22 protein-coding genes are annotated in these 22,084 nt (G+C 61.0%); 18 read left to right on the top strand and 4 right to left on the bottom strand.

Translation table 11 applies throughout. The annotated features are described in order from the left end of the window. Position 1 precedes the first annotated feature (1 nt). Genes ACOQOQ_RS10860 through glmU form a run of 4 tightly spaced genes read right to left on the bottom strand, consistent with a single transcriptional unit; the run spans position 2 to position 4,407 of the window. Positions 2-682 carry a DNA alkylation repair protein gene (locus tag ACOQOQ_RS10860; RefSeq protein ID WP_420567009.1) on the bottom strand — a complete coding sequence of 227 codons (681 nt, stop codon included), beginning with the start codon at positions 680-682 and terminating at the stop codon, positions 2-4. Further along, positions 672-1,229, bottom strand: a complete 558-nt coding sequence (locus tag ACOQOQ_RS10865) for a pyridoxamine 5'-phosphate oxidase family protein (protein ID WP_420567010.1) — start codon at positions 1,227-1,229, stop codon at positions 672-674. The genes ACOQOQ_RS10860 and ACOQOQ_RS10865 overlap by 11 nt, the downstream gene beginning before the upstream one ends. Then, positions 1,229-3,052, bottom strand: a complete 1,824-nt coding sequence (glmS, locus tag ACOQOQ_RS10870) for a glutamine--fructose-6-phosphate transaminase (isomerizing) (protein ID WP_420567011.1) — start codon at positions 3,050-3,052, stop codon at positions 1,229-1,231. Before glmS ends, ACOQOQ_RS10865 begins: the two co-directional genes overlap by 1 nt. Next, complete coding sequence (glmU, locus tag ACOQOQ_RS10875) at positions 3,052-4,407, bottom strand: bifunctional UDP-N-acetylglucosamine diphosphorylase/glucosamine-1-phosphate N-acetyltransferase GlmU (RefSeq protein WP_420567012.1); 1,356 nt, start codon at positions 4,405-4,407, stop codon at positions 3,052-3,054. The genes glmS and glmU overlap by 1 nt, the downstream gene beginning before the upstream one ends. A 143-nt stretch (positions 4,408-4,550) precedes the next feature. On the opposite strand from glmU, the gene ACOQOQ_RS10880 reads away from it, so the two are divergent. From ACOQOQ_RS10880 to ACOQOQ_RS10965, 18 genes are all read left to right on the top strand, one after another. Beyond that, positions 4,551-5,222: an HAD-IA family hydrolase gene (locus ACOQOQ_RS10880; protein ID WP_420567013.1), complete on the top strand. Its 672-nt coding sequence runs from the start codon at positions 4,551-4,553 to the stop codon at positions 5,220-5,222. Then, positions 5,222-6,418 (top strand): DegT/DnrJ/EryC1/StrS family aminotransferase, encoded by a 1,197-nt coding sequence (locus tag ACOQOQ_RS10885; RefSeq protein WP_420567014.1) that lies wholly within the window; start codon positions 5,222-5,224, stop codon positions 6,416-6,418. Before ACOQOQ_RS10880 ends, ACOQOQ_RS10885 begins: the two co-directional genes overlap by 1 nt. Before the next feature lie 271 nt (positions 6,419-6,689). Further along, positions 6,690-7,853, top strand: coding sequence for an isovaleryl-CoA dehydrogenase (locus ACOQOQ_RS10890; RefSeq protein WP_420567015.1), 1,164 nt, complete (start codon positions 6,690-6,692; stop codon positions 7,851-7,853). A gap of 3 nt (positions 7,854-7,856) precedes the next feature. Further along, on the top strand, positions 7,857-9,425 hold the full coding sequence (locus ACOQOQ_RS10895) for an AMP-binding protein (protein ID WP_420567016.1): 1,569 nt from the start codon (positions 7,857-7,859) through the stop codon (positions 9,423-9,425). A gap of 39 nt (positions 9,426-9,464) precedes the next feature. Continuing rightward, positions 9,465-11,069 (top strand): carboxyl transferase domain-containing protein, encoded by a 1,605-nt coding sequence (locus tag ACOQOQ_RS10900; RefSeq protein ID WP_420567017.1) that lies wholly within the window; start codon positions 9,465-9,467, stop codon positions 11,067-11,069. A gap of 9 nt (positions 11,070-11,078) precedes the next feature. Further along, complete coding sequence (locus tag ACOQOQ_RS10905; RefSeq protein ID WP_420567018.1) at positions 11,079-11,705, top strand: hypothetical protein; 627 nt, start codon at positions 11,079-11,081, stop codon at positions 11,703-11,705. After that, positions 11,698-13,629, top strand: coding sequence for an acetyl/propionyl/methylcrotonyl-CoA carboxylase subunit alpha (locus tag ACOQOQ_RS10910; protein ID WP_420567019.1), 1,932 nt, complete (start codon positions 11,698-11,700; stop codon positions 13,627-13,629). Before ACOQOQ_RS10905 ends, ACOQOQ_RS10910 begins: the two co-directional genes overlap by 8 nt. Positions 13,630-13,702: 73 nt before the next feature. Then, positions 13,703-14,563, top strand: a complete 861-nt coding sequence (locus tag ACOQOQ_RS10915; RefSeq protein ID WP_420567020.1) for a hydroxymethylglutaryl-CoA lyase — start codon at positions 13,703-13,705, stop codon at positions 14,561-14,563. Between the two features lie 2 nt (positions 14,564-14,565). Continuing rightward, entirely contained in the window at positions 14,566-15,348 is a 783-nt protein-coding gene (locus ACOQOQ_RS10920) for a crotonase/enoyl-CoA hydratase family protein (protein WP_420567021.1), read from the top strand. A 377-nt stretch (positions 15,349-15,725) separates the two neighbouring features. Beyond that, entirely contained in the window at positions 15,726-16,091 is a 366-nt protein-coding gene (locus ACOQOQ_RS10925) for an NADH-quinone oxidoreductase subunit A (protein ID WP_420567022.1), read from the top strand. Next, positions 16,082-16,615 (top strand): NuoB/complex I 20 kDa subunit family protein, encoded by a 534-nt coding sequence (locus tag ACOQOQ_RS10930; protein ID WP_420567023.1) that lies wholly within the window; start codon positions 16,082-16,084, stop codon positions 16,613-16,615. The genes ACOQOQ_RS10925 and ACOQOQ_RS10930 overlap by 10 nt, the downstream gene beginning before the upstream one ends. Positions 16,616-16,633: 18 nt before the next feature. Beyond that, positions 16,634-17,239 (top strand): NADH-quinone oxidoreductase subunit C, encoded by a 606-nt coding sequence (locus ACOQOQ_RS10935; RefSeq protein WP_420567024.1) that lies wholly within the window; start codon positions 16,634-16,636, stop codon positions 17,237-17,239. Next, the gene (locus tag ACOQOQ_RS10940; protein ID WP_420569760.1) at positions 17,239-18,462 is read left to right on the top strand and encodes an NADH-quinone oxidoreductase subunit D; all 1,224 of its coding nucleotides are present in this window, start codon (positions 17,239-17,241) and stop codon (positions 18,460-18,462) included. The genes ACOQOQ_RS10935 and ACOQOQ_RS10940 overlap by 1 nt, the downstream gene beginning before the upstream one ends. A gap of 82 nt (positions 18,463-18,544) precedes the next feature. Continuing rightward, positions 18,545-19,666, top strand: coding sequence for an NADH-quinone oxidoreductase subunit NuoE (nuoE, locus tag ACOQOQ_RS10945; RefSeq protein WP_420567025.1), 1,122 nt, complete (start codon positions 18,545-18,547; stop codon positions 19,664-19,666). A 12-nt stretch (positions 19,667-19,678) separates the two neighbouring features. Beyond that, positions 19,679-19,900, top strand: a complete 222-nt coding sequence (locus tag ACOQOQ_RS10950) for a DUF5337 domain-containing protein (protein ID WP_420567026.1) — start codon at positions 19,679-19,681, stop codon at positions 19,898-19,900. 4 nt (positions 19,901-19,904) lie between these two features. Beyond that, positions 19,905-21,203: an NADH-quinone oxidoreductase subunit NuoF gene (gene nuoF, locus ACOQOQ_RS10955; RefSeq protein WP_420567027.1), complete on the top strand. Its 1,299-nt coding sequence runs from the start codon at positions 19,905-19,907 to the stop codon at positions 21,201-21,203. 5 nt (positions 21,204-21,208) lie between these two features. Continuing rightward, positions 21,209-21,547, top strand: coding sequence for a hypothetical protein (locus ACOQOQ_RS10960; RefSeq protein ID WP_420567028.1), 339 nt, complete (start codon positions 21,209-21,211; stop codon positions 21,545-21,547). 131 nt (positions 21,548-21,678) lie between these two features. Then, on the top strand, positions 21,679-22,083 hold the full coding sequence (locus ACOQOQ_RS10965; protein ID WP_420567029.1) for a DUF5333 domain-containing protein: 405 nt from the start codon (positions 21,679-21,681) through the stop codon (positions 22,081-22,083). The last annotated feature ends 1 nt before the right edge of the window (position 22,084 follow it).

The following is a 22,084-nucleotide window of genomic DNA, read 5'->3' on the forward strand; positions in this document are numbered from 1 at the left end:
CCTAGGCCGACAGGTATTTCGAGGCTTCCTTGCGCGCGAACGGTTTAAGTTGTGCGCCGTAGCGATCCAGGAATTTCACCACCCGTTCTGGGTCATGCTTGGACAGGTCGCGCAGCCACCAGGCGATGGCCTTTTGAATGAACCACTCGTTGTCATCGGCATAGCGCGCGCACCAGCCCAGAACCTGGTCGCGAATTTCAAGGTCGGTGTGCTTGGGGTTGTTTTGCTTGGTCCACGGCAGGGTTATCACCAGCGCAGCGCGGCGGGTCCACATATGGGTCGAGTGAACCCACTCTTCGACATCCGAGACCCGGGTCGGGTTGGCCAACAGACGTTTTTGCCCGGCCATGCAGACGTGATCAGCGATCGCCCAGCTGTCAAAGTCGCGCACCCAGCCCTGAATTAACACCCAGACCTGCTCGTCATCCTTGATCCGTGCCTGCGTCAACAGTTTGGCGGCGGCAATCCGGGCCTCGAAGATATCGGTCTGCCAAAGCTCGCGCGCCAGATCGACCCGTTCGGGCACGGATAACGTCTGCCGCCATCCCTTGGTCAGGTCATTCATCGCAGGGTTAGGAATGCCCAGAACCTCGCGGGTTTGCTTGTGATACTGGCGCATCCCCTCGGCGCGGCCGGGCTCGATCAGGGCGCGCAGCTGCGCCAGCGCGTCCTCAAGCGTCATTGCCATCCCCAAGCACGTCCGTCGGCAGCCCATCCAGCGTTTTCTGGTTCTTTTCGGCCCAATATGCGCTGACGCCCTCATTTCCTCGGTCCTGGGCCCACTTTTTCAGCGTGTCACGCTCGCCCACGTGGTCAAAATAGGGCACCGCATAGCCGCACGAGGTCTGCAGCATATCCACCTGCACGTCATAGATCTGACGGGCGCCGATTTCGTCCGGGAAAAGCGCGTTGAGTGCATCAAAGTCTTCATCACGAGGATGCAGCGTGCGGGCCGAGCCATAGGCGCGCATGATCATCGGGCGCTTTTCGAAGCCGCACCACATCAGGGTGATCCGGTTGATCTGTTTCAGATGGCCCGCCGTTTCGTTTCCGCTGCCGGTCATGTTGCGCCAGACGATGCGGTTTTCACCAAGAACGCGCAGGCTGTCCATGCCCTTGGGCGAGATGTTCACCCGCCCCTCGGCTGCGGCTGTGCCGACGAAAAACATGTGCTGCGCTTCGATGAAGGCGCGGTGGTCAGGAGCGATACTGTCAAACTGTTTGGCCATTATTCCACCGTTACCGATTTCGCAAGGTTTCGCGGCTGGTCCACATCGGTGCCCTTGGCGACGGCCGTATGATAGGCCAGCAACTGTGCAGGAACAGCATAAAGGATGGGGGCCAGAACCGGATCGACATTCGGCATCACCAGGGTGTTCCAGGTGTCGCCGTCAGCCTCGGTAGCGCCTTGCTGATCGGTGATCAAAAGCACCTTGCCGCCGCGCGCCAGAACCTCTTGCATGTTCGATACGGTCTTCTCGAACAGCTCGTCCCGAGGGGCCATGACGACCACGGGCAGTGTTTTGTCGATCAGCGCGATGGGGCCGTGCTTCAGTTCGCCTGATGCATAAGCTTCGGCATGTATATAGCTGATTTCTTTAAGTTTAAGTGCACCCTCAAGGGCCAGCGGGTACATCAGACCACGCCCAAGGAACAGCACATCTGTGGCCTCTGCCAACCGGCGTGCGATTTTCTGAGTGGCCTTGTCGATGTCCAGTGCGTGGTTCAACGTGTTGGGCAGCGCCCGAAGTTGCGACAGCAGATCCGACAGGCGTTCGGGGGTGATTGTGCCGCGCTGCTCGGCCGCTTTCAGGGCCAGCATCAGCAGTACGCTCAGCTGGCAGGTAAAGGCCTTGGTCGAGGCCACGCCGATCTCGGTTCCGGCAAGGATGGGCAGGGCCAGATCGCTTTCTCGCGCGATCGAGCTTTCAGGAACATTGACGACCGAGACGATCTTGTCGGCCTTCTCGTGACAATAGCGCAGGGCGGCCAGGGTGTCCGCGGTCTCGCCCGATTGGCTGACGAACAGGGCGACGGTGCGCGGTGTGATGGGCGGCTCGCGATAGCGGAATTCGCTGGCAATATCGACCTCGACCGGGATTTTGGCCAGCTGCTCGAACCAGTATTTCGCGGTCAGACAAGCGTAGAAAGCCGTGCCGCAGGCAACCATGGTCAGCCGGTCGATCTGGGTGAAATCCAGCGTGTCGTCGGGCAATTGCACATGCGCGGCATCGTTGGTCAGATAGTGACGGATGGCCTCGCCGATCACGCTGGGCTGTTCGGCGATTTCCTTGGCCATGAAGTGCTTGTGGCCACCCTTGTCAACACGGGCGTTGTCCACCTCGATCTTGCGCGTTTCGCGGTTGGCCAGGGCGTTGTTCTCATCCCTGATCTCCAGCGAGTTTCTGGTGATAACCGCCCAGTCGCCTTCCTCCAGATAGGTGATCCGGTCGGTCAGCGGTGCCAGGGCAATGGCGTCCGAGCCCACAAACATTTCGCCGTCGCCATGACCGATGGCCAGCGGGCTGCCCTTGCGTGCGGCAATCAGCAGATCCTCTTCGCCATCGAACAGGAATGCCAGGGCAAAGGCGCCGTGCAGCCGCGACAGGGTCAAGCGGGCGGCCTCGATCGGGGTGTGCCCGTCGGCCATAAAGGATTGCACCAGCAGAGCAACGGTTTCGGTGTCAGTCTCGGTGACGAAGTTCAGGCCCTTTTCAGCCAATTCGCAGCGCAGTTCGCGGAAGTTCTCGATGATCCCGTTATGCACAACGGCCACGGGGCCGGCGCGGTGGGGGTGGGCGTTGGTAACCGACGGCGCACCATGGGTGGCCCAGCGTGTGTGGCCGATCCCCGATTTTCCGGCCAGAGGGTCATGGACCAGAAGATCGCTGAGGTTCACCAGTTTGCCGACGGCGCGGCGACGGTCCAAATGGCCATCGTTGACGGTGGCGATCCCCGCACTGTCATAGCCGCGATATTCAAGCCTTTTCAGTGCCTCAACAAGCAGTGGCGCTGCTTCGTGGTTTCCCAGGACCCCAACAATACCGCACATTATGATGCCCCTTTGCTGCGTTTTTCTTTTTGTTTCTTCAACATTTTGAACAATTTCACGGCCAGGCCCGGCTTATTCTCTTGTTTGGCGCGCGCAAGGGCCAGTGCCTCGGCGGGGACGTCGCTGGTGATGACCGAGCCGCTTGCGGTCATCGCGTAGTCCCCAACTTTGACCGGGGCCACCAGCATGGTGTTCGACCCGATAAAGGCACCTGCGCCGATGTCCGTGTGATGCTTCATGACCCCATCATAGTTGCAGGTGATTGTACCTGCACCGATATTCGCGGCCGGACCCACGCGGGCGTCGCCGACATAGCTGAGATGGTTGATCTTGGCGCCTTCTTCCAGCGTGGCGTTCTTCATTTCGACGAAGTTGCCCACCTTGGAGTCCTCGGCCAGCTCGGCGCCGGGGCGCAGGCGGGCAAAGGGGCCGACACTGGCGCGTTGGCTGATGTGGCACCCTTCCAGATGCGAGAAAGCCCGGATCAGGGCGTTGCTTTCGACAGTGACGCCGGGCCCGAAGACCACGTTTTGTTCGATGATCGAGTCGCGTCCGATATAGGTGTCAAAGCACAGGTGGACGGTTTCGGGGGCGATCAGGGTAACCCCGTCTTCCATCAATTGGGCGCGGGCACGAGCTTGAAATGCGGCCTCGGCACCGGCCAGTTCCGCGCGCGAGTTGACGCCCAGCGTTTCGGCCTCGGAGCAGACAACGGCGGTTGCGGTCAAACCCCTGGCGCGGGCCAGTTCAACGATGTCGGTCAGATAATATTCCCCGGCCGCATTGTCGTTTCCGACCGCGTCGATCAGGCTGAACAGAGTCTGAACATCGGCGCAAACAACGCCAGAATTACAAAGAGTTAGGGCGCGTTCTTTGTCCGTTGCCTCTTTGAACTCGACGATCTTTTCCAGGGTATCCCCGTTCATCACCAACCGGCCATAGCGGCCGGGATCTGCGGCTTCAAATCCCAGGATCACCACATCATGTTCGGCGCGGGCCGCTGCCATTGCCTCCAGCGTTTCGGGCTGGATAAAGGGGGTGTCGCCATACAGAACGATGGCATCCCCGTCGAACCCCTCTAGTGCCTCGCGGGCCTGGGCAACGGCATGGGCGGTTCCCAGCTGCTGGGCCTGAAGGGCGAAACGGGCCTCGGGGTCATGGGCACGCACCGCGGTTTCGACCAGATCGGCGCCATGACCGGTCACGATCACCGTGCGCTCTGGGCTGAGCGAGGCGCCCGACAGCATGGCATGCACCACCATGGGGGCGCCAGCAATCTGGTGCAGGACCTTTGGCAGGTCCGAGTTCATGCGAGTCCCCATACCAGCGGCGAGGATGATCAGTGCCGTGCTCATGCCATATCTCTTGTTGTCTTTGTCTTTCGCTCGTTTTATCCGCTTGGGGACAGGGCGCAAGGGCGCAAGGCTTCACTTGTGGTTGCGGCATGTGACAATTGCGGGCGAAAATGCGCTGAGCGGGGCCATTCGGGGTGATTTGAATGAAAACTGTGATCTTCGATCTGGATGGTACGCTGGCGGACACCAGCGGGGATCTGATCGCGGCCGCCAATGCCTGTTTTCAGCAGATGGGGGCCGGGGACATGCTGTCGCCTGTGGGGGATGCCAGCACCGCCTTTCATGGTGGGCGCGCAATGCTGACCCTGGGGCTAGAGCGGTTGGCCCACGCAGATATTACAGGTGAAGTTGAGAAGTGGTACCCCGTGCTGCTTGATGCGTATGCGGCGGACATTGACCGGCACACCCGCCTGTACCCCGGTGCGATGCAGGCCGTCGATACGCTTAAGGCCAATGGCTATAAGGTCGGCATTTGTACCAACAAGCCCGAAGGTCTGGCCGAAACGCTTTTGCAGCGGTTGGGTGTGCGGGGGGCCTTTGGCTCGATGATCGGCGCAGACACGTTGCCTGTGCGCAAACCCGATCCCGAACCTCTGCGTCAGGCGGCGCTTTTGGCGGGGGGCGATCCGATGGCCTCGGTTCTGATCGGGGATACGGCGACGGATCGCAAAACCGCCGCCGCGCTGGGGGTGCCCTGTGTGCTTGTAACTTTCGGTCCGGACGGGCGCAAAGTGGCTGATCTGCAGCCCGAGGCATTGCTGGATCATTACGATGATCTGCCTGATCTGGTGCGCGACCTGCTGGGGGCGGCCTGATGTCTGCCGAGGTCTTTACCGGCGCTTTCACGCAGCAAGAGCCTATCCCCGAAGAAGGGATCGAGGCAGCCTTGCGCGTCATGCGCTCGGGCCGATTGCACCGCTATAACACGGTCGGTGACGAGGCCGGCGAGGCGGCCCTGCTGGAGCAGGAATTTGCTGCGGCCATGGGCACGAAATATGCGCTGGCGGTGGCCTCGGGCGGGTATGCGCTGGCGACGGCCCTGCGTGCGGTGGACGTGCAGCCCGGGGACCCGGTGTTGACCAATGCATTCACCCTGGCCCCCGTCCCCGGAGCAATCGCGAGCATCGGAGCCAAGCCGGTTTTCGTTGGGGTCACCGAAGGATTGGTGATCGATCTGGACGATCTGGCCTCCAAGCTGGACCAGGCCAAGGTGCTGATGCTGAGCCATATGCGCGGTCATCTGTGCGACATGGACCGGCTGATGCAGATGTGCCAGGCCGCAGATGTCACGGTTATTGAGGATTGCGCCCACACCATGGGCGCGCGCTGGCGCGGACGGCTGTCTGGAACAGATGGTCTGATCGGCTGCTACTCGACCCAAACCTATAAACACATGAACTCGGGCGAAGGTGGTCTGCTGGTCACCGATGATGCGCAGGTCATGGCCCGTGCGACCATACTGTCGGGCAGCTATATGCTGTTTGATCGCCATCTGGCAGGTCCCGAGACCGCGCAGTTCGAGCAGATTAAGTACGACACGCCCAATGTCTCGGGGCGGATGGACAATCTGCGCGCGGCCATCCTGCGCCCGCAGCTGCGTGAACTGGCCCAACAATGCGCACGCTGGAATGAGCGCTATGCGGTCGTCGAGCATGGGCTTCGCAATACTCCGGGTCTGACAATTGTCGAACGCCCCGAGGGGGAAAGCTATGTCGGCTCCTCCATCCAATTCCTGCTGCTGGACTGGAGCGAGAAGGCGATCTCGGATCTGGTCGCGCGCTGTGCACGCAGGGGGGTCGAGCTGAAATGGTTCGGTGGGGCCGAGCCTGCCGGGTTTACCAGCCGCTATGACAGCTGGCGCTATGCCAAGTCCGATAAAATGCCCGAAACCGATCGGATTCTGAGCGGGCTGATGGACATGCGACTTCCGCTGACATTCTCGCTTCAAGACTGCGCGCTGATCGCCCGCATCATCCGCTCTGAAGTCGGAGCGGTCTGGCAAGGCTGCTAAGCGGAGCGCGCTTCGCGCGCGCTTGATATCTCGGCCGGCGGCCTCGAGCTGTCGCGTGACGCGCTGTCGTCTTTCATCCACAGTCAATCATCTTGCGTCAGGGTGCGCTCCGCGCGAGGCGATGGCCATAGGCCAACGCCGAGAGGCCAAGCGCGCGCATGGCGCGCTCGACTGGATCACGCGATTGTCGCGTGGGAAACAGGTTGACCCGACTCGGTTCTTGTGTCTATTAATGAACAACTGTTCAATAATGAGATCGGAGGAGCGGCCCGTGTTCAATGCAGTGATGGCCTATGATCTGGGAGAAGACGTCAACGCTTTGCGTGAGATGGTGCACCGGTGGGCGCAAGAACGCGTAAAGCCGATGGCGGCGCAGATTGATCTGGACAACGAGTTCCCCAACGAGTTGTGGCAAGAGATGGGTGAGTTGGGCCTTCTGGGTATCACCACGCCCGAAGAATACGGTGGCGCTGGCATGTCCTACCTGGCGCATGTGATCGCTGTTGAGGAGATTGCGCGGGCCTCGGCCTCGGTGTCGCTGTCTTATGGTGCTCATTCCAATCTGTGCGTCAATCAGATCAAGCTGAACGGCACGCATGAGCAGAAGCAAAAATACCTGCCTGGTCTGATCTCGGGCCAGCATGTTGGCGCTTTGGCCATGTCGGAGCCCTCGGCGGGCTCGGATGTGGTTTCGATGAAGCTGAAAGCCGAAAAGCGCAACGGTTACTATGTGCTGAACGGCAACAAGTACTGGATCACCAACGGTCCTGACGCCGACACGCTGATCGTATACGCCAAGACCGACCCCGAGGCTGGCAGCAAGGGCATCACAGCCTTTATCGTCGAAAAATCCATGACCGGCTTCAGCACTTCCAAGCATTTTGACAAGCTGGGGATGCGCGGATCGAACACCGCCGAGTTGATCTTTGACAACTGCGAAGTGCCGTTTGAGAACGTTCTGGGCGAAGAGGGCAAGGGCGTGCGCGTTCTGATGTCCGGCCTGGATTATGAACGCGTGGTTCTGGCGGGTATCGGCACCGGTATCATGGCCGCCTGTCTGGATGAGGTCATGCCCTACATGGCCGAGCGTAAGCAGTTCGGTCAGCCCATCGGGAATTTCCAACTGATGCAGGGCAAACTGGCGGATATGTACACCAAGATGAACTCGGCCCGTGCCTATGTCTACGAGGTCGCCAAGGCCTGTGACCGCGGCGAGGTTACCCGCCAGGATGCGGCGGCTTGCTGTCTCTATGCTTCGGAAGAGGCGATGGTTGTTGCGCACCAGGCCGTACAGGCCTTTGGCGGGGCAGGCTATCTGTCTGACAACCCCGTGGGCCGGATTTTCCGCGACGCCAAGCTGATGGAGATCGGGGCAGGGACCTCGGAAATCCGCCGGATGCTGGTGGGGCGCGAAATGATGGCGGCCATGAGCTAAGCCATGCTGCCGAAAGGGGAGGATTACGGCAGTCTGGTGCGGGGGTTCCAATGGGACATCCCCGCGCAGCTGAACATGGCGTGTCAGGTCTGTGATGACTGGGCTGACCGCGCGCCAGACCGTTTGGCTATTATCGACATGACCGGGGATGCGCGCGTGGATGTCAGCTATGGCACGCTGCGGCGCATGGCCGACACCCTGGCCGTTGATCTGGTCGCCAAGGGCGTGCGACGGCGCGACCGCGTGGGCGTTTTACGCTCGCAATCCCCGTGGACAGCGGCGGCGCATATCGCCTGCTGGAAACTGGGCGCGATCTCAATCCCGTTGTTCAAACTGTTTGGCACGGACGCGCTGTTGACCCGGCTAGAGGATGCGGGCGTGGCCTGGGTCATCGCTGATCCCGAGGGCACCGAAGGGTTGCGCGACTGGTTGGCCATGGAGGGCCACGATCAGGTAATCCCCGAAGAGCTGGTCTTGTCAGACATCCCCTTTGATACCGCCCATACCGCCCCAGAAGAACCTGCCGTGCTGATATACACCAGCGGCACCACCGGCGCGCCCAAGGGCGCTTTGCATGCGCATCGCGTGCTGATCGGCCATCTGCCGGGCGTCGAGGTCAGCCATGATTTTCTGGGCCGAGAGGGCGATTGCCTGTGGACGCCCGCAGATTGGGCCTGGATTGGCGGGTTGTTTGACGTGCTGATGCCGGGGCTGGCCCTTGGGGTTCCCGTTGTGGCCGCCCGGATGGACAAATTCTCCGTCGCCGAGTGCCAGCGCATTGTCGCCGCGACCAGCGTGCGCAACGTGTTCTTTCCGCCGACGGCTCTACGGATGCTCAAGGCCGAGGGGGCCGCGCTTTCGGGGTTGCGATCTGTCGCCTCGGGGGGCGAGCCTTTGGGGGCCGAGATGCTGGCCTGGGGGCGGCAGGCCTTTGGCGTCACGATCAACGAATTTTACGGCCAGACCGAATGCAACATGGTGGCCTCGTCCTGCGGGGCGCTGTTTGATGCCGCTCCGGGTTGTCTGGGCAAGCCTGCTCCGGGGTTCGACATCGCGGTTCTGGATGAGGACGGGCAACCGACCGATACCGAGGGCGACATTGCCATCCGCAAAGGGGCTGCCAGCATGATGCTGGGCTATTGGAACCGCCCCGAGGCGACTGCCGAGAAATTCTATGGCGATTGGATGCTGACCGGGGATCGGGGCCAATGGCAGGGGGATTACCTGCGTTTTGTCGGCCGCGAGGATGACGTGATCACCAGCGCCGGCTACCGCATTGGCCCCGCCGAGATCGAGGATTGCCTGCTCAAACATCCCGCTGTGGCCACCGTTGGTGTGATCGGCAAACCGGACCCGCTGCGCACGGAAATCGTGAAGGCCTATGTGGTTTTGAAGCCGGGGCACGCGCCCTCGGACACGTTGGCGCGGGCGCTGCAGGATTTCGCCAAGGACCACGTCGCCAAACATTCCTACCCGCGCGAGATTGCCTTTACCGACGCCCTGCCGATGACGGTCACCGGCAAGGTGATCCGCAAGGAACTGAAACGATTAGCCGCCGAGGAATGCGCATGACCTGCCCCTCGACGCCACTCAAATGAAACCGGAGGCCCCATGAAACTCTCGTCTTCTGCCATTCCGTCGTCCGAGACATTCCAGACCAACCAGCGCAACCATCTGGAGGCTTTGGAAACCATTCGCGAGGCGGCCGAGGCTGCGCGTCTGGGGGGCGGTGAACGCGCGCGTCAGCGCCACGAGGCGCGCGGCAAGATGTTGCCCCGACGGCGCATTCGCTCGCTTCTGGACCCGGATTCGCCATTTCTCGAGGTCGGGGCTACCGCTGCGCATAACATGTATGACAACGCGGCCCCCTGCGCCGGTGTGGTCGCAGGGATCGGGCGCGTTCACGGCCAAGACTGCATGATCGTTTGCAACGATGCGACGGTGAAGGGCGGCTCTTACTATCCGATGACGGTCAAGAAACACCTGCGCGCTCAGGAGATTGCCGAGCAAAACCACTTGCCCTGCATCTATATGGTCGACAGCGGTGGCGCCAACCTGCCGCAACAGGACGAGGTGTTCCCCGATCGCGAACATTTTGGCCGCATCTTCTTTAATCAGGCGAACATGTCCGCCAAGGGCATTCCGCAGATCGCAGTGGTGATGGGATCGTGTACGGCAGGGGGGGCGTATGTGCCCGCCATGTCCGACGTCACCATCATCGTCAAAGAGCAGGGCACGATCTTTCTGGCCGGCCCGCCCTTGGTCAAGGCCGCAACCGGCGAGGTCGTCAGCGCCGAGGAACTGGGCGGCGGCGACGTGCACACGCGTCTGTCCGGCGTGGCCGATTATCTGGCCGAAGATGACACCCATGCCATCGCGCTGGCGCGCCGCGCGGTCAGCCACTTGAACCGGGCCAAACCCGCGACGGTGCAATGGCAATCCTCCGAAGAGCCGCTTTATGATCCTGCGGAAATCCTGGGTGTCGTTCCCAGCGATCTGCGCACCCCCTATGACATCCGCGAGGTCATCGCGCGCACCGTTGATGGCAGCCGCTTTGATGAATTCAAACCGCGGTTTGGCGAAACGCTGGTGACCGGCTTTGCCCATGTCAAAGGCTGCCCCGTGGGTATCGTCGCCAACAACGGTGTGCTGTTTTCCGAGGCCGCGCAGAAAGGCGCACATTTCGTCGAACTGTGCAGCCAGCGTAAGATCCCTCTGGTTTTCCTGCAAAACATCACGGGCTTCATGGTGGGCCGCAAATATGAAAACGAGGGCATTGCCCGTCACGGCGCCAAGATGGTGACGGCCGTGGCGACCACCAAGGTGCCCAAGATTACCATGCTGGTGGGGGGCTCCTTCGGGGCCGGAAACTATGGCATGGCAGGGCGGGCCTATAGTCCGCGCTTCTTGTGGACATGGCCCAACAGTCGCATCAGCGTGATGGGCGGCGAACAGGCCGCCGGGGTTCTGGCCACCGTTAAACGCGACGGGATCGAGCGGCAGGGCGGCAGTTGGTCACCTGAGGAAGAGGCCGCCTTCAAGCAGCCCACCATCGACATGTTCGAAGAACAAAGCCACCCGCTCTATGCCTCGGCCCGGCTGTGGGATGATGGCATTGTCGATCCCCGCAAAACCCGCGACGTCCTGGCCCTGTCACTAAGTGCCAGCCTGAACGCCCCGATTGAGGACACGCAGTTCGGCGTGTTCCGGATGTAGGTGGCCGAAATGACTGACATACGTGACGACGCACCGCCGCCACCTTTGGTCTCGCCCGCCATGCGGGATGTCTGGCACGATGCTCGTAGCCAATTGGAAGCCGAAGACGGTCTTGTGAACAACCGGATCGGCTGGATGCTTGCGCTGAACGGGTTTTTGTTCACTGCATTTGGCTTGTTGCAGGTTGAGGTGTTTTCGGCCTGCGCTGCTGTGGACGCCGCCGGCAACAATACAACTGCTCCAAATTGCATTGAGAGCGGTCAAAGCCATGTCTCGCCTCTTATGCTGGTAATTTCCATTGCCGGGGTCGGCGCGGGTTGGGCTTCGTATTTAGGGGTGTTGGCCGCCTTCAACGCCATTCTCGATGTGCGCAAAGAGTTCCATAAACTCGTAGGCGACAAGGCGATTGGTTTCTACGCGCGACCGATTTCCAGCAAATGGGCTGCCGATGCCGGAATGAGATCGGCCCTGACCTTTCCGATACTGGCGATTGGGTTGTGGTTATTCTTGTTGTTTGACCAGGTTCTGGGGGTGGCAAGGATGTGGTCCGTATTAGGCGCAATAGTGCTTTGTATATGTTTCGCGGCGGTCGCAAGTGGATTGCTGTTCAAAGCTAGGAAGCTCAAAGATGTTTGATAAAATCCTGATCGCAAACCGTGGCGAGATTGCCTGCCGCGTTATCGAAACCGCCCGCCGGATGGGGGTGAAAACCGTAGCCGTCTACTCGGACGCTGATGCGCGAGCCAAGCATGTGGCCATGGCCGACGAGGCCATCCATATTGGCGGCTCGGCCCCTGCCGAGAGCTATCTTCTTGGGGACCAGATCATCAAGGTGGCGCAGGCCACCGGCGCACAGGGTATTCATCCCGGCTATGGTTTTCTGTCCGAAAACCCTGACTTCGTCGAAGCCGTGCAGGCTGCGGGGCTGACCTTCATCGGTCCCTCGGCCGATGCGATCCGCAAGATGGGCCTGAAAGACGCCGCCAAAGTACTGATGGAGGCCGCGGGCGTGCCGGTTGTTCCGGGCTATCACGGTGCCAATCAGGATGCAGGTTTCCTGGCGCAGCAAGCGGCCGAGATCGGCTATCCTGTTCTGATCAAGGCTGTTGCGGGCGGGGGCGGCAAGGGGATGCGCCTGGTCGAGGCACCGGGCGAATTCGCCGACGCACTGGCCAGCGCCCGGGGCGAGGCAAGTACTGCCTTTGGCAATCCCGATGTACTGATCGAAAAGTACATTCTTCAGCCCCGCCATATCGAGGTGCAGGTCTTTGGCGACGGCTCGGACGCGGTGCACTTGTTTGAGCGCGATTGCTCGCTTCAACGGCGCCACCAGAAGGTCATCGAAGAGGCTCCGGCCCCTGGCATGACAGCCGAAATGCGCGCCGCCATGGGCGAGGCCGCAGTGCGCGCTGCCACGGCCATCGGATACAAGGGCGCCGGCACGATCGAGTTTATCGTGGACGGGTCAAACGGGCTGCGCCCTGACGGGTTCTGGTTCATGGAGATGAACACCCGCCTGCAGGTCGAGCACCCGGTGACCGAGGCGATTACCGGCGTTGATCTGGTCGAATGGCAGTTGCGCGTCGCCAGCGGCGAGGGCCTGCCTAAACAGCAGGACGAACTGACCATCACCGGCCATGCCTTCGAAAGCCGCCTGTATGCCGAGGACGTGCCCAAGGGCTTTTTGCCCGCCACGGGCACGTTGGGACACCTGGCATTTCCTGGCGGGTGCCGGGCCGATAGCGGCGTGCGGTCGGGCGACACGATCAGCCCGTTTTACGATCCGATGATCGCCAAGATCATCACCCATGGCCCCACCCGTGAGGTGGCCCTGAAACAGATGGCCCAGGCGCTGGAGGAAACGCAGGTCGCAGGCACTGTGACCAACCTGACTTTCCTCAGTGCGCTGTGCAATCATGCGGGGTTTGCCGCAGGGGACGTGGATACAGGCCTGATCGCCCGCGATCTGGACGCGTTGGTCGCACAGCCCCAAGCTAGCCCGCAGGTGGTCGCGCAGGCGGCCATGGCGGCGGCGGGCATGATGGCGCAGCCTAAATGGGACGATGGCTTTACCTTGTGGAACAGCTCGTGGCGCGAGGTGGTGATCAACCATAAAGGCGAAGAACGCCTTGTGCGCGTTCGCCTGCGCCGCCCCGGCTCGGCCCTGGTGGACGTGGATGGGCAGGTGGTCGAGGCTCTTTATAACGACGGTTGGAGCTTTGATGGCCAAAAGCTGGCCTTTACTTATCTGGGCGACGAAATCACCGTGTTTGCCGATGGTGGGCAGGTGTTCCACACAATCGATCCGCTGGATCGCGCCAGCAGTGCCGCAGGTGATGGCAACCTGATCGAGGCTCCGATGCCCGGTCTGGTCAAGGCGGTGTTCGTTGAACCGGGCCAACAGGTGGCCGAGGGCGACCGTCTGGCCATTCTCGAGGCGATGAAGATGGAGCATTCGCTGCTTGCCGCGCGCGATGGCACAGTGGCCGAGGTTCTTGCCGCGGCAGGTGCGCAGGTCGAAGCGGGGGCCGCCCTGGTGCGGTTGGAAGATGAAGACTGAGGGCACCCCGCAGCGCGGCTCGGACAGGGACGAGCAGCTCGAAGTCTGGCCTGATGAGAGCAGGAGGCTGCGCATGGGCGCGAACATAGAGATTTTCGAGGTCGGCCCGCGCGACGGGTTGCAGAACGAAAAGCAGATGATCTCGACCGAGGCCAAGATCGCTCTGGTCGATTGCCTGAGCGGGGCAGGGTTCCGCCGGATCGAGGTCGCCAGCTTCGTCAGCCCCAAATGGGTGCCCCAAATGGCCGACAGTGCCGAGGTTCTGGCCGGTATCTCCCGCGCGCCCGGCGTGTCTTATGCGGCGCTGACGCCCAACATGATGGGGCTGGAACGCGCGATGGCCGCGCAAGCGGACGAGGTCGCCATTTTCGGTTCGGCCTCGGAAGGGTTTTCCAAGGCCAATATCAACGCGACGATTGCCGAAAGCCTGGAACGGTTCGCTCCGGTAGCCAAGGCGGCGCAAATGGCAGGGATCAAGGTGCGTGGCTATGTCAGCTGCGTGACCGACTGCCCTTATGATGGGCCGGTCGATCCGGCGCAGGTGGCAAAAGTCGCCAAGGCGCTGGACCAGATGGGCTGCTACGAGGTGTCCTTGGGCGACACGATCGGGCAGGGCACACCCGAAAGCATCTCGGCCATGTTGGATGCGGTTCTGGCACAGGTGCCCGCTGCCCGTTTGGCCGGCCACTACCACGACACGGCGGGGCGGGCGCTGGCGAACATCGAGGCCTCGATCGAAAAGGGCTTGCGGGTGTTCGATGCGGCCGTGGGGGGGCTGGGCGGATGTCCCTATGCGCCCGGTGCGGCTGGCAACGTCGCCACCGAGGCCGTGCATGCCCGCGTAAGCGATCTGGGATATGACACTGGGCTGGACGCGGATGTTCTGGCACGCGCGGCGAACATGGCCCGGGCCATGCGCAACCAAGAGGGATAAAGATGGGCGAGACAATCCAAATCGAGAAAGACGCGCGCGGCGTGGCCACCCTGTGGCTGGACCGGGCCGAGAAACACAACGCCATGTCTGCCACCATGATTGCCGAATTGCACCAGGCCGCCACCGATCTGGGCACGGACAACAGCGTGCGCGTGGTTGTGATGGCCGCCCGGGGCAAAAGCTTCTGCGCGGGGGGCGATTTGGGGTGGATGCGAGAGCAGTTCGAGGCCAAGCCGGATGTGCGCATGGCCGAAGCCTCGAAGCTGGCCTATGCGCTGCAGGCGCTGAACACGATGCCCAAACCGCTGATCGGGCGGGTGCAGGGCAATGCCTTTGGCGGCGGTGTTGGCATGGCCAGCGTTTGCGATATTGCCATTGGGGCGGACACTGTTCTGATGGGACTGACGGAAACCCGGCTGGGTCTGATCCCGGCCACCATAGGCCCCTATGTCTGCGCGCGGATGGGCGAGGCGAATGCCCGCCGGGTCTTTATGTCGGGCCGTCGTTTCGATGCCGCCGAAGCCGTGCAACTGGGCCTGCTGGCCCGCGCGGTTCCGGCCGCGGATCTGGACGCGGCGATCGAGGCCGAGGTTGCTCCTTACCTGGAATGCGCGCCAGGTGCGGTTGCCCGCGCCAAGGCGCTGCTGCGGGCTTTGGGGCCGCGGATCGACGAAGCCACAATCCAGCACACCATCTCCGAGTTGGCCGCCTGCTGGGAAGGAGATGAGGCCCCGGAAGGAATCGGGGCCTTCTTTGGAAAACGGAAACCCAACTGGCAGAGCTGAACAGGCCGCTTCCAAAAGCGAATCTTTATCGATGAAATAAGTGACACGGCGCCCTTAGGGGCGTCGTAATTTTTGCTTAAATATACATGACTGACGTGACTTTACGGGGAATCACTCGTTAACCAATCCAATTGAATTCACCCGTGCGGCGCGCGTTCTTGACCCTAGGGGCGCAAAAACCCTTTAAAACGGCTGGCGAATTGACGCAGCCCCCTGTGTGCATGCGCCGTATGCCGTTGTATGCATTGGCAGACAAACAACACTTTCACGTTGGTGAATGTGTCGATGGTTCGGTTGACCCCAGTGTGACGCAGGAGTAAACCCTGCCTATAAAATCAGCCTACTGACTGCGCCCGCGCGCATGAAAGGAGCCACCTGTGGAAGAGATGCTGAGGGAATACCTTCCCATCCTCGTCTTTCTGGCCATTGCCATTGCTCTTGGCCTTGTTCTTATCCTTGCAGCAATTGTTTTGGCGGTGCGCAATCCGGATCCGGAAAAAGTCTCTGCCTACGAATGTGGCTTTAACGCCTTTGACGACGCCCGGATGAAATTCGACGTGCGTTTCTACCTGGTGTCGATCCTGTTCATCATCTTCGATCTTGAAATTGCCTTCCTGTTCCCCTGGGCGGTGGCGTTCAAGGATATTTCGATGGTGGGGTTCTGGTCCATGATGGTGTTCCTGGGCGTGCTGACGGCTGGCTTTGCCTATGAGTGGAAGAAAGGGGCCCTGGAATGGGAGTGATGACCGGTGCGAATACGGCAGGCTTTGATCGCGAAGTCGCCACGCAAGAGCTGAACCGCGAGCTTCAGGACAAGGGTTTTTTGCTGACAACGGTTGATGACATCATCAACTGGGGCCGCACGGGCTCGCTCCACTGGATGACCTTTGGTCTGGCCTGCTGCGCGGTCGAGATGATGCACACCTCGATGCCCCGTTATGATGCTGAACGTTTTGGAATTGCGCCGCGTGCATCCCCGCGTCAGTCGGACGTGATGATCGTGGCCGGCACGCTGACCAACAAGATGGCCCCAGCGCTGCGCAAGGTCTATGACCAGATGCCCGAGCCGCGCTACGTGATCTCGATGGGGTCCTGCGCTAACGGCGGCGGCTATTACCACTACAGCTATTCGGTTGTGCGCGGCTGTGACCGCATTGTGCCCGTGGACGTATATGTTCCCGGTTGCCCCCCCACCGCCGAGGCGCTGCTGTACGGGATCATGCAACTGGCCCGCAAAATCCGCCGCACCGGCACGATTGTTCGCTAAGCGGGAAGGACAACACACATGACCGAAGCCCTGACCGAGCTTGGCACCCATATCGAGCTGAAGCGCCCCGATTGCGTTCTGGCATGGGATATTGCCTATGACGAGCTGAACATCGACGTAACCCCCGGCAACATCGTGGGGTTTGTCGAGTTCCTGAAAACCGACCCGACCTGCAAGTTCTCGACCCTGGTGGACATCACCGCCGTGGATTACCCCGACCGGGCCAAGCGGTTCGACGTGGTGTATCACTTCCTGTCGATGTACCAGAACCAGCGCCTCCGCCTGCGGGTGTCGATCCGCGAAGACGAAATGGTACCCTCGATCATCGACGTGCATCCTTCGGCGAACTGGTTCGAGCGCGAGGTCTTCGACATGTTCGGCGTGCTGTTCTCGGGCCACCCCGACCTGCGCCGCCTGCTGACGGACTATGGTTTCCGCGGCCACCCGCTGCGCAAGGACTTCCCGACCACCGGCTATACCGAAGTGCGTTACGACGAAGAGCAAAAACGCGTCGTCTATGAACCCGTGTCGCTGGTTCAGGAATACCGCCAGTTTGATTTCATGTCCCCGTGGGAAGGTGCCGAATACATCCTGCCCGGTGACGAGAAGGGAGAGGCCAAATGATGGACGGCTCCAAATTTGATGACGGCAGCGTGGACGCCCAAAGCGGCGAACAGCAGATCCGTAACTTCAATATCAACTTCGGCCCGCAGCACCCTGCGGCCCACGGCGTGCTGCGCCTGGTGCTGGAGCTGGATGGCGAGATCGTGGAGCGCTGCGATCCGCATATCGGCCTGCTGCACCGTGGCACTGAAAAGCTGATGGAAAGCCGCACCTACCTGCAAAACCTGCCTTATCTGGACCGCCTTGATTACGTGGCGCCGATGAACCAGGAACATGCATGGTGTCTGGCCATCGAAAAACTGTGCGGCGTCGAGGTGCCTCGCCGTGCCTCGCTGATCCGGGTTCTGTACTCGGAAATCGGCCGCGTGCTGAACCACCTGCTGAATGTCACCACACAGGCAATGGACGTTGGCGCCCTGACCCCGCCGCTGTGGGGCTTTGAAGAGCGCGAGAAGCTGATGATCTTCTACGAACGCGCATGCGGTGCGCGTCTGCACTCGAACTATTTCCGTCCCGGCGGCGTCCACCAAGACCTGCCTGACGAACTGCTGGACGATATCGAAGAATGGGCGATCGAATTCCCCAAGGTTCTTGACGATATCGACGGTCTGCTGACCGAAAACCGCATCTTCAAGCAGCGGAACTGCGATATCGGCGTCGTCACCGAAGAAGACATACAGGAATGGGGCTTCTCGGGTGTCATGGTCCGTGGTTCTGGCCTGGCATGGGACCTGCGCCGCGCGCAACCCTATGAATGCTATGACGAATTTGAATTCCAGGTGCCCGTGGGCAAAAACGGTGACTGCTATGACCGTTACCTGTGTCGCATGGAAGAAATGCGCCAGTCGACCAGCATCATCCGTCAGGCGATCACCAAGCTGCGCGAAGCCACCGGTGACGTGCTGGCACGCGGGAAACTGACCCCGCCGAAACGCGGTGACATGAAAACCTCGATGGAGTCGCTGATCCACCACTTCAAACTCTACACCGAGGGCTTCCACGTCCCCGCCGGCGAAGTTTACGCTGCGGTCGAGGCGCCCAAGGGCGAGTTTGGCGTCTACATGGTGGCTGACGGGACCAACAAACCCTACCGCGCCAAGCTACGCGCGCCCGGGTTCCTGCACCTGCAAGCGATGGATCACGTCGCGGGCGGTCACCAGCTGGCCGACGTCGCCGCCATCATCGGCACCATGGATGTCGTCTTCGGGGAGATCGACCGCTAATGTCGCGCTCCGCCTTTCTTTGCTCTGTAAATACTCCCGCCGGAGGCTCCGACAGCCGCCGCGCAGCCGAGGGGATGATCTAATGCTCCGCCGTCTTTACAAGGACCAACCCGAAAGCTTTGCCTTCACGCCCGCCAACCAGGAATGGGCTCAGGGGCAGATATCCAAATACCCAGAAGGCCGTCAGCAGTCGGCCATCATTCCGCTGCTGTGGCGGGCTCAGGAACAGACCGGCTGGCTGACCCGCCCCGCGATCGAGCATATCGCCGACATGCTGGGCATGGCCTATATCCGCGCACTGGAAGTGGCCTCGTTCTACTTCATGTTCCAGCTGCAGCCCGTTGGTTCTGTTGCGCATATTCAGATTTGCGGCACCACGTCCTGCATGATCTGCGGCGCCGAGGATCTGATTGCGGTCTGTAAGGAAAAGATCGCACCGACCCCTCATACCGTTTCGGCCGATGGCAAGTTCAGCTGGGAAGAGGTCGAATGTCTGGGCGCCTGTACCAATGCGCCGATGGCTCAGATCGGTAAGGACTACTACGAGGATCTGACCGCCGAAGGCTTTTCGCAGATGCTGGACGACATGGCCGCTGGCAAAGTGCCGGTGCCGGGCCCGCAAAATGGGCGTTTCGCTTCGGAGCCGCTAAGCGGTCTGACCTCGCTGAAGGATTTCGATAGCGGCCACACCAAGTATAACGCCTCGGTGCAGCTGGCGACCGATATTGGCGACACGATCAAGCGGATCGACGGTACCGAAGTGCCGATCCTGACGCCTTGGCTGAAAGGCCGCGATCAGGCTGCAACGCCGACGCCCCCCGCGCCTGAACCTGAAGCACCCGCGCCCAAGCCCGTGGCCAAACAGGTCGAGGCCAAAGCCAAGCCCGCCGCGAAGGCCGCCCCCGCTGCCGAAGTCGAAGAATCCGCCCCCGAGCTGCTGAGCGGCGCGCGTGAAGGCGGTGCCGACGATCTTAAGCGCATCAAGGGCGTTGGCCCCAAGCTTGAGCAAACCCTGAACGAGCTGGGCTTCTACCACTTCGATCAGATCGCCAAGTGGACCGAGGCCGAAATCGCGTGGGTTGATAACCGCCTGAAGTTTAAGGGCCGGATCACGCGTGATGACTGGATCGGTCAGGCCACTCAACTGGCTTCGGGCGAAGACACTGAATTCTCGAAACGCGTCGACAAGGGCGACGTGTACTGAGGGGTATGAAGGATGGCTGAACGGGACACGGATACGGCTGCTCGGGGGCGCAAGGTTGCGCTGCTGATTGCGGGGACCGGCGTGTACTGGGCGCTTGCCACCTTCATCGGAGGACAACTGGGCCTGGATCAGCGCACGCGCGCGCTGCTGGACCTGATCGCCTTGGTCGGTTTTGCGCTGGCCATCGTGAAGATCTATCAAATCTGGCGTTCGCGCCAAAACGATCAGAGGTAATGGGATGCTGAAGGATCAAGACCGTATCTTTACCAATCTCTACGGGATGCACGAGCGGACCCTGGCGGGCGCAAAGGCACGTGGACATTGGGACGGCACTGCCGGGATCATCCAGAAGGGCCGCGACTGGATCATCGACCAGATGAAGGCCAGCGGCCTGCGTGGACGCGGCGGTGCGGGCTTCCCCACTGGTCTGAAATGGTCGTTCATGCCCAAAGAAAGCGACGGTCGCCCGGCCTATCTGGTGATCAACGCGGACGAATCCGAACCGGGCACCTGCAAAGACCGTGAAATCATGCGCCATGACCCGCATACGCTGATCGAGGGGGCACTGATCGCCTCGTTCGCGATGAATGCCCATGCGTGCTATATCTATATCCGCGGTGAATATATCCGCGAAAAAGAGGCGCTGCAGGCCGCGATCGACGAAGCCTATGACGCGGGAATGCTGGGTCGGAACGCTGCCGGATCGGGTTGGGATTTTGATCTGTATCTGCACCACGGGGCAGGGGCCTATATCTGCGGTGAAGAAACCGCGCTGATCGAAAGTCTGGAAGGCAAAAAGGGCATGCCCCGGATGAAACCTCCGTTCCCTGCCGGCGCCGGCCTTTATGGCTGCCCGACCACGGTGAACAACGTGGAATCAATTGCCGTTGTTCCGACCATCCTGCGCCGCGGCCCTGAATGGTTCGCTGGCTTTGGCCGCCCCAACAACGCGGGCACGAAACTGTTCGGCATCAGCGGTCACGTCAACAACCCCTGTGTCGTCGAAGAGGCGATGTCGATTTCCTTCGAGGAGCTGATCGAGAAACATTGCGGCGGTATCCGTGGCGGCTGGGACAACTTGCTGGCCGTGATTCCCGGTGGCTCGTCCGTGCCCTGTGTGCGCGGCGAAGACATGCGCGATGCGATCATGGATTTCGATTACCTGCGGGGCGAGCTGGGCTCGGGCCTTGGCACCGCTGCCGTCATCGTGATGGACAAGCAGACCGATATCATCAAGGCCATCTGGCGCCTGTCGAAATTCTACAAGCATGAAAGCTGTGGCCAGTGTACGCCCTGCCGTGAAGGCACCGGTTGGATGATGCGCGTGATGGATCGGTTGGTCCGTGGCGAGGCCGAAATCGAAGAGATCGACATGCTGTTTGACGTGACCAAACAGGTCGAAGGCCACACCATCTGTGCGCTGGGTGACGCGGCTGCATGGCCGATCCAGGGTCTGATCAAGAACTTCCGCGAGGAAATCGAAGACCGCATCAAGGCCAACAAAACCGGGCGCATGGGCGCCATGGCGGCGGAGTGATCGATATGCGGTTTGCGGTTTTGAGCATTGTTTGTCTGGGCCTTTTGGCCGGTTGCGGGGGCAAAAGCCTGACCAAAAGGCAGCAGGTGACCTTTGACGGTTACTCGTTCAAAGCGTCGTTGAAGGCGTTGAAGGACGATCCCCAGATGTTCGACGTAACCGTTCGCCGTGCCAGCCAAAGCCTTGAGGCCGCCGAAGATGCGGGCCGCTACGAGGCCACGCGCCACTGCGTGACCCGCTATGGCAATTCCAACCTGGAATGGCTGGTGGTACGCGAAACCGACGACCGTGACGTAGTGGTCAATGACGACATTCTGCTGCTGCGGGGGCGCTGCAAAGGATGATGAAATCTTTTGTCATATCAAAGGGTAAGAGCGATTGTTATTGCATGACATCCGCTCAATTCCCCATCTCTTCCAGAGATGGGCGGTCTGCCGTGCGCAGCCCGCGCCGTCCTGTTGATAGGAGAACTGATATGCGTAAGATTTTCCCCCTGGTTCTTGCGGCCTCGATTACTGCGGCCATGCCGGCCTTTGCGAAGGTCCCGCTGCGTGACGTGGCCGAGATCGATGACGGCCTGTTTGCCGTGGCTGTCGCCGACGAGATCCGCAAGCAATGTAACAGCATCTCGGCCCGGATGTTCCGTGCCTTGGGCTATATGAACGCCCTTGAGCGCCGGGCGCGCGATCTGGGTTATTCGAAGGCCGAAATCGACGCCTATGTCAAATCCCCCGACGAAAAAGCGCGGATGCGTAAGCGGGGCGAAGCCTACCTGAAAGCCAACGGCGTAAGCTATGCCGATCCGGAAACCTTCTGCACTCTTGGCCGCGCCGAGATTTCGAAGGGCACCCAGATCGGTCAACTACTGAGAGCAAAGTGAG

The organism is Thalassovita sp., from assembly GCF_965218685.1.
Lineage (GTDB): Bacteria > Pseudomonadota > Alphaproteobacteria > Rhodobacterales > Rhodobacteraceae > Thalassobius.